The organism is Thioclava sp. UBA3469 (assembly GCF_002378135.1).
GTDB lineage: Bacteria > Pseudomonadota > Alphaproteobacteria > Rhodobacterales > Rhodobacteraceae > Thioclava > Thioclava sediminum.
This window is the reverse complement of the sequence record NZ_DFRG01000073.1, coordinates 1-12,454: the sequence shown is the minus strand read 5'-3', so window position 1 is coordinate 12,454 and position 12,454 is coordinate 1. Positions and strand designations below refer to the sequence as shown.

The window sequence follows — 12,454 nt, the reverse complement described above, 5'->3', positions numbered from 1 at the left end:
TTTCGTGACCGATGGGGAGCGCGCCGCGCGGGTTGCGAATGGCCATGCGATGATGCCGCGCGTCACCGCTTTGGGCTGTTCGCTAACTGGTGTGGTGGCGGCGTATCTGGCGGGCCAGCCCCGGTTCGAGGCGGTGATCGCGGCCCTCGCTTATTTCGGGCTTGCGGGAGAGCGCGCAGGCGCGACCGCCCAAGGCCCGGGCAGCTTTCAGGTCGCCTTCCTCGATGCGCTCCATGCCATCGACGCCGAAGCCTTGACCGCCGGTGCGCGGATCGAACCCGCATGATCCCGCCCATCTGTTTCGTCACCGACCCGGACGCCCCGCAGCCCGTGATCGCGCAGGCAATCGCTGCGGCTGAGGGCGGCGCGGGCTGGGTGCAGCTGCGCGACAAGACGCTCCCCGATGCGGAATTCGCAGAACTGGCCCGGGCGCTGATCTCGGCGCTCGCCCCCTATGACGTCCCGCTGATCGTGAATGACCGGGTCGCGGTGGCCATCGAGATCGGCGCCGCCGGGCTGCATATCGGCCAAAGCGATGGCGACCCCGCCGCCATCCGTCACCGGATCGGGTCCGACACGATCCTTGGCCTCTCGATAGAGACCGAGGCACAGATCGCGGTTGTGCCCGCGGGCGTGGACTATCTCGGTGTCGGCCCGATCCACGCGACCGGCTCGAAGCCCGACCACGCCGCCCCGATTGGCCATGCGGGCTTTGCCGCGATCGCCGCGCGCACGGACCTTCCTTGCCTCGCGATCGGCGGGATCACCGCTGCCGATGCATCCGCGATCCGGACAGCGGGCGGTGCCGGTGTCGCGGTGATCTCTGCCATCTCGCGCGCCCCTGACATGGCGCGCGCCACCCGAACCCTGCGCAGCGCATGGAGCGACATATGATCCCGAATATTCTCACCATTGCCGGCTCCGACCCATCGGGCGGGGCGGGCATTCAGGCCGATATCAAGGCCATTTCCGCCAATGGCGGCTACGCGATGAGCGTGATCACGGCTCTGACCGCGCAGAATACGCGCGGCGTGCAGGCGGTGAGCCTGTGCGACACCGGGCTGATCGCGGCGCAGATGGCCTCGCTGCGCGACGACATTCGGATCGACGCGATCAAGATCGGGATGCTGGGCGATGCCGCGATCATCGAGACCGTGGCCGAGGGGCTTTCCGGGCTCAAGTGTCCAGTGGTGCTCGACCCGGTGATGGTCGCGAAAGGCGGCGATCGGCTGTTGGCAGAGGCGGCGGTGACCGCGCTGCGCGCTCTCCTGCCGCGCGCCGATCTGATTACGCCGAACCTGCCCGAGGCCGCCGATCTGCTGGGGTGTGCCGAGGCTAATAGCTTCGATGAGATGCGCGAACAGGCCCACGCGCTGCGCGATCTCGGGTCGCGTGCGGTGCTGCTGAAAGGCGGGCATCTGCAGGGCGATCAAAGCCCGGACCTGCTGGTCACCGCGCGGGACGATGTTTGGCTGAATGCGCCGCGCATCGCGACGCGCAACACGCATGGCACCGGCTGCACTCTGTCCTCGGCGCTGGCCACATGGCTCGGCGCAGGCTTGCCGCTGCCGGACGCGACACGCCGTGCGAAGGCCTATCTGAGCGCTGCGATTGCCGGTGCGGATCGGCTGTCCGTCGGCTCGGGCCACGGGCCGGTGCACCATTTCCACGCTTTTCAGGAGGACAGCCAATGAGCTTTACCCAAGACCTCGCGCAGGCGACCGCGCCGCTGCGGCGCCAGATTCGTGACATGCCCTTCAATCGCGAATTGGCGGAGGGGCGCCTCGATCCGGAAACGTTCCAAGGCTACATCATTCAGGACGCCCATTACCTCGAAGGGTTCGCCCGGGCCCTCGCGCTCGCCGCCGCGAAAGCCCCCGATGCACCGACCGTCGCGCAGCTCTCAGGTTCGGCGGCCGGCGCGATCGCGGTCGAGCGGGAATTGCACGCGCATTACATGGGGCTGTTCGGCGTATCGGCCGACGATTTTGCGGATATCGAGCCCTCTGCTGCCTGCGATCACTACGTGTCCTTCCTGCTGCGCAGTGCCACGACGGGTGATTTCCCCGAGGCGGTGGCGGCCCTGTTGCCCTGCTTCTGGATTTATCGCGATATCGGCCGGGAAATTGCGCAGGTCAGCGGGGACGCGAACCCGTATGCTGCCTGGATCGCGACCTATTCGGGCGAGGCTTTCGATCAGAGCGTGGAACGGATGCTGGACCTGACCGACAGGCTGGGCGCGAGGGCCGATGAGGCCGCCCGCAAGCGGATGCACCGCGCCTTCGCCCGCAGTTGCTGGCATGAGTGGCGGTTCTGGGACAGCGCGTACCACCGTGAGAGCTGGCGGCGGCCTGCCGCGTGAGTGCAGCGCGGGCACCTGACGCCCTCGGTGGGCCGGTTCCGGGCCCGCGACGGAAATCTCCGCGCGGGCCTGCGCCTCTCACAGGTCCTTGGCCGAACCGTCGGCCTGTCCGGCAATCCAGTATCCTGCCGCCTTCAGCCATTCCTTCGGATGACCGCGGGCGATCAGATCGTCGCGCAGAGCGCGGGCGACGCTGGCTTCGGCCGCGATCCAGACAAATGTCCGCGGCATTCGCGCGATGCGCCCAGAGCGCGACGTGATCCGAAGTCCTTTCGAATGCGCCCGTCGCGCGAGAGCAGGCGCCATCCCTAGCGTCCTGTCGGCGAACCCGGTCCCCCTATAGGGATCGCTGTGCTTCGGGATAATAGGTCCAGGCTATGAACCGGCTTGTCTTCTGCCCCTGAGCCATTTCGACGACCCTGGACTCGGCAACCCTCGCTTTGCGCAGCAGTCTGGAAATGGGCTGGAGGTTGCCTTTCTTCGACACCAGAGAGGTAAACCACAGACATTGCTCGGCGAAACCTGTGCTTTGCTCGATCATTCTGGCGATGAAGCCGATCTCGCCACCGGGGCACCAAAGTTCGGCGTTCTGGCCGCCAAAATTGAGTTTCTTCGAGTTGCCTTTCCCCAAATTCCGCCACTTGCGCTGGGTGCCTTTGTCCGCCTGCTCAATGGACGCATGAAACGGCGGATTGCATAAGGTGACATGGAAGATGTCGTCGGGACCGATCACGCCTTCGAAGATGTCCTCGGGATCGGTCTGACGCCTGAGGCTGATGTTCAGACCGTTGCGGTCGCAAATCTCGGCCGCCGACTTGATCGACACCGGATCGATATCGACGCCGGTGAACTCCCAGCCATATTCATGCTGTCCGGTCAGCGGGTAGACGAGGCTGGCGCCGGTCCCTATGTCGAGCGCCTTGATCTCGGGGCCGTGCGGGATCTCATGACCGTTACACTCGGCCAGAAGATCCGCCAGATAGTGGATGTAATCGACACGGCCGGGGATCGGAGGGCATAGATAAGTGGCCGGAATATCCCAGAAATCGATGTCGTAATGCGTCCGCAAGAGTGCCCGGTTGAGCATGCGGACCGCATCCACGTCCGAAAAGTCGATCGTCATCCGTCCGCGCGGGTTTCTCGTGGTAAATGCCCCCAGCTCCGGGGTTTGCACGATCAGACGCTCAAAGTCGTACCCCGCCCGGTGTTGATTACGCGGGTGCAACATCGGTTTGGTGGCCATGGAAAGAACCTTCATGCATAGCGGTGGAGGCAGCGCGTCCAACAGGATGTCGACCTTAGATCTTCATCGCAGCTTGAGAAATGCCTGATCGGCCCGCGTGTCACCGATATCAAGATGCCTGGGATGTGTCGCGGTCTTAAGGCCGAAGCGTGATAGGGATTGGACTTGCGGGGCCGCACCACAAGAGGCTAGGGCGGCCCACTACCAAAAGGGCGCCACCTATTTTGCGTTGTCGCTCAGAGCTGTGCAGGGGGGCAGGCGGTCTTTCTCGACATTGAGAAGTTCTTCGACCTGCGCGCTCACCTCGGCGCCCGGAAGCCCGGGCGGGATCGCCGGGAAATAGGCGACGGTGATCGTGCCCCCGGTTTTCACGTCCCTGCGCCAGACATGGCCCGCGTTATGCGCGACCGGCACGATCGGCAGGCCGAGCTTGCGATAAAGCGCGATCAGGCCCGGCTGGAATTCACAGCGATCGTTCACGCCGACCCGTGTGCCTTCGGGGAAGATCAGGATCGAGCGGCCTTTGGCAGCCTCTTCGCGCGCCTGGGTGATCATCCCGGAAAGGGCGCGCCCGCCGCCGCTGCGGTCGATCAGGATCATCGGCGAATGTTCGAGGAACCAGCCGAAGATCGGGATACGCCGCAATTCGTGTTTCGCGATGATGCAGACATCGGGCACGAGCTGGTTGAAGGCCAGCGTCTCCCAGGTGGACTGGTGGTTGCAGACATAGATGCAGGGGCTGTCGAGATGCTTGTTCTCGAGCCCTTGCTCGCGCACGCGCAACCGCAGGATCCCGCGTGCGAGCGCGAAGACCCCGCCGGTCCAGACCCGCACGGCGGCGCGCACGAGCCGGGGGCGTCGCGCCAGCGCGAGGACCGGGATCATCGGCGCTTGCAGTGCCGTCCACGCCCCGAAGGCTACGTCGAAGAGCTTTGAGCGCAGGCCTTCGAACCGCGGCGCCGAGCCGGCCCGTCCGCGTCGCGCGCGCGGCGACGTATGTGCTGTATGATCAGGCTGCAATCGGGTGATCCATCGTTTCGAATGGTGAAAAGCCGGCGGTGGTCGCGGCCCCGAGGAACGCGCTGCGCGCGTCGCCCACGGTGCCCAGACATTCCATGGCCGCTTCGACGCGGTCAATTGCACGGATCTGTGCGGTATCAGTGACCGGCCATTTCTCGCGCAGCCAGTAATGCACCTGTTCGATGGTGCTGAAGGTTTTGACGTCGCCGTCCGGCGACACGACGAGGGAGATGGGTTTGCCCCAGTAAATTTCGATCAAGGTTCGTATCTTTCTAAGCGGTCGTGACGGCTCCGATTTGAACGGTCGCGCGATCACGGAGGCATAGTGCGGGCTAAGCCGTTTCTATGCGGTGAATTAGGTCTGCGCGCGAGGGCGCGCCGGTTTGGTATCCCGAGCGGATCGCGAGGCGTCAGCGTCAATGCGCGCGGATCGCGGTCCGGCCCCTCTGACATGCGAAGCTCTCGTGGAGGTCGCGAGGGGCAGAAATTGCGGTATCGACCAAGTTCATCCCGGTAGGAGGGCTGAATGGGTTGGTCTGCTCGAACGGCGTCACGGCACCATGGGCCGATGGGAAGCTCCTTTTCCTTACTGCCGCCTTTGAAAAGCTGCGGCCCGACAAAGCTCAAGATCGTCGCTGAGCCGGGAGGAACAGGGTCCGAGAATTAAGATATGCGAGTGCAGACATAAGGGATTTGCGCCCAAATTACGAGGAAATTGCGTTTCGGCACCGGAATTTTCGCGCAACGGCTTGATTGTACGAGATATAAATTGCGCGCTCGGAAAGACGTGGCCGTGCGTGCCGTTCGCTCGCTGCTGATTTCCTTTGCAAAAGGGGCCGCGGTCACTTAGGTATACCGGACTACGCTCGTCTCATCTGTAATTTCTCTTCTCTGCCGGCTCCGGTCTTCCTACTGAAATGACTGAGCTTGGCTGATCTATTCTGCAGACGGGATATCTTCGTCCACATCTCGGCCCTTGCGCGCGCAGGTCTCTCTCTGCGCGAAGACAGACAGGCCGTTACCTGAGAATTCGGAACCGGACGCGACGGTCGTGAGACCGCCTGCAATCTGGCACCAGCTGATGCGGTTCCGTAGCCGGTCTTCAGACCGGATTTCGCGACCAGAGCGGGACTATGGCCCGCAAACACGACTTCGACGGCGTCTTCCGTGATCTGCCCCCCGAAAGCCCCGACGGCTCGGGACCGGACGGACGCCGCATCGCGCCTCATCCTTGGAGGCGCCGCCGCGACACGAGCGAAACTGACCGAAGCTTTCGGTCATCCAGAGGAATTCCGCGAGTATCCCTCGCGGGTAAAATGGAGGGCCGAACATGGCTATCGAAAAACTGCCCAAGGGTAAGACGCCCCAGACGAATGACATCGCGAACAACAAGGGCCATGCCGCCCTCGCCTGGCCTCATTTCTTCCGGACACTGTCCGAAGAGAAAGCTGCGAACGGGGAAAGCACAGCGCCGCGCAGCGCCCAGAAATAGGTCTTCGCGAAGATCAGGATCGGAATTCCCGGCATGAAGGCTGAGCGATGTGAGGTTCTACGCGAACCGGCCGATGCTCGCCACACGACGTGCCGGGACGTGGAGCGGCAGGGGGAAACTCCTGCCGCTTCGCTTTTTGAAAGGCGGGTCAGCCGGAGCCCTTTGTGGGAGGTCGCCTAGGAGCGTCCTGATCGCGACGGCCCGACTTCGAAGGCCATCGGGCCGCGCGGGGGCTCATGTTATTGGAGTGGCCGGCATTCGCCGCGGAGCGCACAAAATTCAGGCATGAAGCCCAAAAGCTGACCGCCAATCCGTCAGCCGTGAATTGGAGCTTGTCCAATATATGTCCGCGCTTCGGATGTTTGGCTGCCGGCTCTATGCCGGTCGTACCGGAAAACGAATGTGATCGATGCCCGAAGCCCTATCCATCATTGTGATTGAAACAGACCCGGAGCGCGCGGGGCTCATCGAGGACAGCCTGCGCGAAGCGGGGTCTTACGAGATCACCGTGATCCCGGAGACGACCGGTCTCGCGCGGCGGATTTCCGAGATGAACCCGGATATCGTTCTCGTTGATATGGCGAGCCCCTCGCGGGACATGCTCGAAGAGCTGACGCTGGCTTCGGGGCCGCTGGAGCGTCCGGTGGCGATGTTCGTCGATCGCTCGGATGACGGGGCGACGAAGGCCGCGATCGATGCGGGCGTCTCCGCCTATGTGGTCGATGGGCTGCGCGCGGATCGCATCAAGCCGATCATGGATGCCGCGATTGCGCGGTTCAACATGGTGCAGCGGATGCGGACTGAGCTGGAGACGACCCGGCGCGCGCTGGAAGAGCGCAAGGTGATCGACCGCGCAAAGGGCCTGTTGATGAAGGCGCGCGGGATCGACGAGGACGCGGCCTATGCGCTGCTGCGCAGGACGGCGATGGATCAGGGCAGGCGGGTCGCGGATGTCGCCCATGCGCTGGTCACCGCGGCGGGGCTTCTGTCATGAGTGTCGTGCCTCTTTCGGTCGGATATATCCCGCTCGTCGATGCGGCGCCGCTGATCATCGCGCGCGAGATCGGTTTCGCCGAGGAAGAGGGGCTCGCGCTGACGCTCAATGCCGCGCCGAGCTGGTCGACCTTGCGCGATCAACTGATGTTGGGGCGGCTCGAGGCGGCGCATATGCTGTTTCCGATGCCGATTGCCGCCGCTTTGGGGCTGGGCGGGTTCAACACGCGCATCGATATCCTGCAGATCCTGTCGCATAACGGCAATTCGATCGGCGTGTCGCGTGCGCTGGCCGATCGAATGCGGGCGCAGGGCTACGGGTTCGATTTCGCGGATGCGCGCGCGGCGGGCGAGGCTCTGATCGCGGGCGCGTCGGGACGTCTGCGCATCGGCGTGCCGTTCCCGTTCTCGATGCATGCGGAGCTTCTGTATCACTGGCTGGGTGCGATCGGGTTGAGCGCGCCGCAGGATCTCGACGTTCACACCGTCCCGCCACCCCTCATGGCGGAGGCCTTGGCGGCGGACGAGATCGATGTCTTCTGTGTGGGCGCGCCCTGGGGCTCTATCGCCGTGGAGAACCGGGTCGGAGAAATGCTGCTGCCCGGCACGGCGATCCGCGCCAACGCGCCGGAGAAGGTTCTGGCCGTGCGCCATGACTGGGCCGAAGCCGAGCCGGGGCTGACGCGGCGGTTGATGCGGGCGGTGTGGCAGGCCGGGCGATGGCTTGGACATGAGCGCAACCTTCTGACGGCGGCGGAGTTGCTTGCCCGGCGCGATTATCTCGACCTGCCGCCGGAGCTGATAGAACGGACGTTGACCGGCAATCTCGTGATCTCGCCGCGCGGCGAGATGCGGAGCGTGCCGGGCTATATGAGCTTCCAGACCGGCGCGGCGGGCTACCCCTGGGCCTCGCAGGGTGCCCTCGTGGCCGCTAGGCTCGCCACAAGACTGGGGCTGTCGCGCGAGGAGGCGATGGCCTCTGCGCGTGCGATCTGCCGGACCGATCTCTACACCCGCAATCTCGCTGATCTGGGGGCGGATCTGCCCGAGGCGCGCGACAAGATCGAAGGCGCGCTGACCGCTCCGGGCGCCATCCCGGCCGTTCAGGGCCAGGTGATTCTGCCGAGCGATGCGTTCTTCGACGGCTGGATTTTTGATCCTTTCGCGAATTCATGACGGTTTCGTGAGCATTTTCTACGCACGCTGCAGAAAATCATCCCTTCGCAGGCGCAGCATGAAACCCAATTGTTGACGCTGCGGGTGCAAAGGTCGTTTTCTGGTCCTATCGAAGCAAGGGCGTTTCGATTTCCAACATATTCCGCCTCGCATCGCTGTGAGGCTCCGAACAAAGCCGTTCGACCCTGATCGCCGATCTTCCTCCTCCCTTGGAAGTGGTGCGCTCGGGTCGGGCGGCTTTTTCGTTTTCGACGCACATGACGATGCAACAGGGACCGTAACGATGAAAAAGCTTCTGGCAGCCATTGCCACCACCACCTGCCTTGTCAGCCCCGCGCTGGCGGAAATGCTCGATGTCGAGAAGGACGAGCTGAAATTCGGCTTCATCAAGCTCACCGATATGGCGCCACTCGCGGTGGCCTATGAGAAGGGCTATTTCGAGGATGAAGGCCTCTTCGTCACGCTCGAGCCTCAGGCGAACTGGAAGGTTCTGCTCGACCGCGTGATCGACGGCGAACTGGACGGGGCGCATATGCTGGCCGGTCAGCCGCTGGCCGCGACCATCGGCTTCGGCACCAAGGCGCATGTCATCACACCCTTCTCGATGGACCTGAACGGCAACGGCATCACCGTGTCGAACGAGGTCTGGGACGAGATGAAGAAGAACATCCCCGTAGGCGATGACGGCAAGCCGGTGCACCCGATCTCGGCCTCGGCGCTCAAGCCTGTCGTCGAGAAGTACCGCGCCGAGGGCAAGCCCTTCAACATGGGCATGGTGTTCCCGGTCTCGACCCACAATTACGAGCTGCGCTACTGGCTGGCCGCGGGCGGTCTGGAGCCGGGCTACTATTCGCCCGATGACGTGTCGGGCCAGATCGGCGCCGATGTGCTGTTGTCCGTGACGCCCCCGCCGCAGATGCCCGCGACCCTCGAGGCCGGCACGATCTACGGCTATTGCGTGGGCGAGCCGTGGAACCAGCAGGCCGTCTTCAAGGGCATCGGCGTTCCGGTGATCACCGATTACGAGATCTGGAAGAACAACCCCGAGAAGGTCTTCGGCATCACCGCCGAATTCGCCGAGGAAAACCCCAACACCACGCTCGCACTGACCAAGGCGCTGATCCGTGCCGCGATGTGGCTCGACGAGAACGACAACGCCAACCGCCCCGAGGCGGTCGAGATCCTGGCCCGCTCGGAATATGTGGGCGCGGATGCCGAGGTGATCGCGAACTCGATGACCGGCACGTTCGAGTATGAGAAGGGCGACAAGCGCGACGTTCCGGACTTCAACGTCTTCTTCCGCTACTACGCGACCTATCCCTACTACTCGGATGCGGTCTGGTATCTCAGCCAGATGCGCCGCTGGGGCCAGATCCCCGAGAGCCAGAGCGACGACTGGTATGACGAGGTCGCCAAGTCGGTCTACAAGCCGGAGATCTACCTGCAGGCCGCCCAGATGCTGGTCGATGAAGGTATCGCGGACAAGGCGGATTTCCCTTGGGATACCGATGGTTACCGTGAGCCCACCTCCGACATCATCGACGGTGTCGAGTATGACGGCCGCACCCCCAACGCCTATATCGACAGCCTGCCGATCGGTCTGAAATCGGGCCAGAAAGTCGTCGGCAACAAGGTCGAAGGGTAACTCCCCTGACTTGCGGGCGGGGCCGCCGAGGTCTCGCCCGTCCTTTCCTCTCTACATTCCCCCAAGGACGCCAAGCCATGACCGCCATCGATCCTGACGCCCTGACCGCACAGCAGGCCCGCGAGGCCCGCCGCGAACGTCTCTTCACCCGCATCAACAAGGCTGATAGCTGGTTCAAGGTGCTCGGCCTGAGCTGGGTCACGCCGGTTCTGCGCGCCGCGGCCGGTGACAATCCCAAGGCCCAGATGAAAGAGATCTGGCAGCTTCTCGGCGTGCCGGTGGTGGCGATCATCGCTTTCCTCGCCGTCTGGGCGGTTCTGGCCCCGAAGGTGCAGACCTCGCTCGGCGCCATTCCCGGGCCCGCACAGGTCTGGGAGCAGACCGAAGTCCTCTATGCCGATCACCTGCGCGAACGCGACAAGGCCGCCGCCTTCTACGAGCGGCAGGACGCGCGCAACGCGAAACTCGTGGCCGATGGCAAGGAAGACCGCGTGAAATACCGCGACTATACCGGCAAGCCGACCTATCTCGACCAGATCTGGACCTCGATCAAGACGGTGTTCTTCGGCTTCGCGCTCGGCACGATCGTCGCGGTGCCGCTGGGCATCATGGCGGGCCTGTCGAAAACCGCCAATGCCGCGATGAACCCGCTGATCCAGATCTTCAAGCCGGTCTCGCCGCTCGCGTGGCTGCCGATCGTGACGATGATCGTCTCTGCCGTCTACGTGACCAATGACGGCATGTTCTCCAAGTCCTTCCTGATCTCGGCGATCACGGTGACGCTGTGCTCGCTCTGGCCCACGATCATCAACACGGCCCTTGGCGTGGCGTCGATCGACAAGGACCTCGTGAACGTCTCGAAAGTGCTGAAGATGGGCACCTGGACCAAGATCACCAAGCTGGTGCTGCCCTCGGCGCTGCCGCTGATCTTCACCGGTCTGCGCCTGTCGCTCGGCGTGGGCTGGATGGTGCTGATCGCGGCCGAAATGCTCGCGCAGAACCCGGGTCTGGGTAAATTCGTCTGGGACGAGTTCCAGAACGGCTCCTCGGACAGCCTCGCGCGGATCATGGTGGCGGTGTTCACCATCGGCATCATCGGCTTCATCCTCGACCGGCTGATGTTCGCGATCCAGTCGATGTTCACCTTCTCGAACAACCGGTGATCCTCATGAGCATCCTCGAATTCAAATCCGTTTCGAAAAGCTTTGGCGAAGGCACCGCGCGCAGCGACGTGCTCAACGGCATCGACCTGAGCGTGAAAGAGGGCGAGTTCCTCGTGCTGCTGGGCTTCTCCGGCACCGGCAAGACCACCCTGATCAACCTCATGGCGGGGCTTGAGATGCCCTCCAAGGGCGAGGTCCTGTTCAAGGGCGCCCCGGTCACCGGCCCCGGTCCCGAGCGCGGCGTGATCTTTCAGAACTACTCGCTGATGCCGTGGCTGACGGTGGACCAGAACGTGGCCCTCGCGGTCGAGACGATCTTCCCCGGCCTGTCGAAGAAAGAGCGTCAGGAGAAGGTCGACCACTACGTGAAGATGGTGGGCCTCAGCCACGCCGCGAGCCGTCGTCCGGCGGAGCTGTCGGGCGGGATGCGCCAACGGGTCAACGTGGCGCGCGCGCTGGCGATGAACCCCGAGGTGCTGCTGCTCGACGAACCGCTTTCGGCGCTCGATGCGCTGACGCGTGGCAACCTCGCCGACGAGATCGAGCATATCTGGGAGCAGGACAAGAAGACCTGCGTGTTGATCACCAATGACGTCGACGAGGCGATCGTTCTGGCCGACCGGATCATCGCGCTGAACCCTGACGGCACGCTGGGCGAGGAGTTCAAGGTCACCATCCCGCGTCCGCGCGATCGCGGTGCGATGAACCATGACGAGGGGTTCAAGCGTCTGCGCGCCGCCGTCACCAACTACCTGATGGATGTCGGCATGCAGGCCAAGGCCGAAGGCTCGCGGATGCTGCCCGATGTCACGCCGCTGCACGCGCTGCCTAAGGCGGTGTCCGAGGCTGCCCGTTCGGCGCTAGAAGGGAAGTATCTGGAGTATTCGCAGCTTCACAAGATCTACCCGACCCCGAAAGGGCCGCTCACCGTCGTCGAGGATTTCAACCTCACCCTGAAGAAGGGCGAATTCGTCTCGCTGATCGGGCATTCGGGCTGCGGGAAATCGACCGTGCTGACGATGACCGCGGGGCTCAACGATGTGTCCAAAGGCGGCATCAAGCTCGACGGGTTCGAGGTCAAGGGCGCCGATCCCGAGCGCGCCGTGGTCTTCCAGGCGCCGTCCCTGTTCCCGTGGCTGTCCGCGCGCGAAAACGTCGCCGTGGGCGTGGACAAGGTCTATCCCAAGGCATCCCGCGCCGAGCGTCAGGACGTGATCGACTATTACCTTGAGCGCGTGGGGCTGGGCGATGCGATGGACAAGCCCGCCTCGGACATGTCGAACGGCATGCGCCAGCGCGTCGGTATCGCGCGCGCCTTCGCGCTTTCGCCGAAATTGCTGCTGCTCGACGAGCCCTTCGG

The 12,454-nt window shown here is 63.8% G+C and carries 14 protein-coding genes; 10 read left to right on the top strand and 4 right to left on the bottom strand.

Annotated features, from left to right (window positions below; all coding sequences use genetic code 11):
• From B3D39_RS06615 to tenA, 4 genes are all read left to right on the top strand, one after another.
• A partial coding sequence (locus B3D39_RS06615) for a hydroxyethylthiazole kinase (RefSeq protein ID WP_286789528.1) occupies positions 1-286 on the top strand: 286 nt, incomplete at its 5' end.
• A complete protein-coding gene (gene thiE, locus B3D39_RS06610; protein WP_274961621.1) occupies positions 283-894 on the top strand; it encodes a thiamine phosphate synthase in 612 nt (203 codons plus the stop codon). The genes B3D39_RS06615 and thiE, both read left to right, overlap by 4 nt.
• Positions 891-1,694 carry a bifunctional hydroxymethylpyrimidine kinase/phosphomethylpyrimidine kinase gene (gene thiD, locus B3D39_RS06605; RefSeq protein WP_274961622.1) on the top strand — a complete coding sequence of 268 codons (804 nt, stop codon included), beginning with the start codon at positions 891-893 and terminating at the stop codon, positions 1,692-1,694. The genes thiE and thiD overlap by 4 nt, the downstream gene beginning before the upstream one ends.
• Positions 1,691-2,362: a thiaminase II gene (gene tenA / locus B3D39_RS06600; protein ID WP_274961623.1), complete on the top strand. Its 672-nt coding sequence runs from the start codon at positions 1,691-1,693 to the stop codon at positions 2,360-2,362. The genes thiD and tenA overlap by 4 nt, the downstream gene beginning before the upstream one ends.
• A 78-nt stretch (positions 2,363-2,440) precedes the next feature.
• Here the strand turns inward: tenA and B3D39_RS06595 are convergent, their stop codons facing one another.
• The 4 genes from B3D39_RS06595 to B3D39_RS06580 form a co-directional block, all read right to left on the bottom strand.
• A complete protein-coding gene (locus tag B3D39_RS06595; RefSeq protein WP_274961624.1) occupies positions 2,441-2,593 on the bottom strand; it encodes an SIP domain-containing protein in 153 nt (50 codons plus the stop codon).
• A gap of 106 nt (positions 2,594-2,699) precedes the next feature.
• Positions 2,700-3,605 (bottom strand): 23S rRNA (adenine(1618)-N(6))-methyltransferase RlmF, encoded by a 906-nt coding sequence (rlmF, locus tag B3D39_RS06590; RefSeq protein WP_274961625.1) that lies wholly within the window; start codon positions 3,603-3,605, stop codon positions 2,700-2,702.
• A 219-nt stretch (positions 3,606-3,824) separates the two neighbouring features.
• The gene (locus B3D39_RS06585; RefSeq protein WP_274961626.1) at positions 3,825-4,490 is read right to left on the bottom strand and encodes a lysophospholipid acyltransferase family protein; all 666 of its coding nucleotides are present in this window, start codon (positions 4,488-4,490) and stop codon (positions 3,825-3,827) included.
• A gap of 124 nt (positions 4,491-4,614) precedes the next feature.
• Positions 4,615-4,884, bottom strand: a complete 270-nt coding sequence (locus B3D39_RS06580; RefSeq protein ID WP_078519165.1) for a DUF982 domain-containing protein — start codon at positions 4,882-4,884, stop codon at positions 4,615-4,617.
• Positions 4,885-5,955: 1,071 nt separating this feature from the next.
• On the opposite strand from B3D39_RS06580, the gene B3D39_RS06575 reads away from it, so the two are divergent.
• The 6 genes from B3D39_RS06575 to B3D39_RS06550 form a co-directional block, all read left to right on the top strand.
• Positions 5,956-6,117 carry a hypothetical protein gene (locus B3D39_RS06575; RefSeq protein ID WP_168173754.1) on the top strand — a complete coding sequence of 54 codons (162 nt, stop codon included), beginning with the start codon at positions 5,956-5,958 and terminating at the stop codon, positions 6,115-6,117.
• Positions 6,118-6,526: 409 nt separating this feature from the next.
• Positions 6,527-7,111, top strand: coding sequence for an ANTAR domain-containing response regulator (locus B3D39_RS06570; protein WP_274961627.1), 585 nt, complete (start codon positions 6,527-6,529; stop codon positions 7,109-7,111).
• Complete coding sequence (locus B3D39_RS06565) at positions 7,108-8,286, top strand: ABC transporter substrate-binding protein (protein WP_274961628.1); 1,179 nt, start codon at positions 7,108-7,110, stop codon at positions 8,284-8,286. The genes B3D39_RS06570 and B3D39_RS06565 overlap by 4 nt, the downstream gene beginning before the upstream one ends.
• 283 nt (positions 8,287-8,569) lie before the next feature.
• Positions 8,570-9,931 (top strand): CmpA/NrtA family ABC transporter substrate-binding protein, encoded by a 1,362-nt coding sequence (locus B3D39_RS06560; RefSeq protein ID WP_274961629.1) that lies wholly within the window; start codon positions 8,570-8,572, stop codon positions 9,929-9,931.
• Between the two features lie 77 nt (positions 9,932-10,008).
• Positions 10,009-11,094, top strand: coding sequence for an ABC transporter permease (locus B3D39_RS06555; RefSeq protein ID WP_274961630.1), 1,086 nt, complete (start codon positions 10,009-10,011; stop codon positions 11,092-11,094).
• Between the two features lie 5 nt (positions 11,095-11,099).
• The coding region (locus B3D39_RS06550) for an ABC transporter ATP-binding protein (protein WP_286789527.1) at positions 11,100-12,454 on the top strand (1,355 nt) is incomplete at its 3' end.

Bases quoted from the DNA above. Each gene is read 5' to 3' on its own strand.
- B3D39_RS06585 (WP_274961626.1), bottom strand. From the start codon at position 4,490: ATGATCCCGGTCCTCGCGCTGGCGCGACGCCCCCGGCTCGTGCGCGCC.
- tenA (WP_274961623.1), top strand. From the start codon at position 1,691: ATGAGCTTTACCCAAGACCTCGCGCAGGCGACCGCGCCGCTGCGGCGC.
- B3D39_RS06595 (WP_274961624.1), bottom strand. From the start codon at position 2,593: ATGCCGCGGACATTTGTCTGGATCGCGGCCGAAGCCAGCGTCGCCCGC.
- thiD (WP_274961622.1), top strand. From the start codon at position 891: ATGATCCCGAATATTCTCACCATTGCCGGCTCCGACCCATCGGGCGGG.
- B3D39_RS06565 (WP_274961628.1), top strand. From the start codon at position 7,108: ATGAGTGTCGTGCCTCTTTCGGTCGGATATATCCCGCTCGTCGATGCG.
- thiE (WP_274961621.1), top strand. From the start codon at position 283: ATGATCCCGCCCATCTGTTTCGTCACCGACCCGGACGCCCCGCAGCCC.
- rlmF (WP_274961625.1), bottom strand. From the start codon at position 3,605: ATGGCCACCAAACCGATGTTGCACCCGCGTAATCAACACCGGGCGGGG.
- B3D39_RS06555 (WP_274961630.1), top strand. From the start codon at position 10,009: ATGACCGCCATCGATCCTGACGCCCTGACCGCACAGCAGGCCCGCGAG.
- B3D39_RS06570 (WP_274961627.1), top strand. From the start codon at position 6,527: ATGCCCGAAGCCCTATCCATCATTGTGATTGAAACAGACCCGGAGCGC.
- B3D39_RS06560 (WP_274961629.1), top strand. From the start codon at position 8,570: ATGAAAAAGCTTCTGGCAGCCATTGCCACCACCACCTGCCTTGTCAGC.
- B3D39_RS06575 (WP_168173754.1), top strand. From the start codon at position 5,956: ATGGCTATCGAAAAACTGCCCAAGGGTAAGACGCCCCAGACGAATGAC.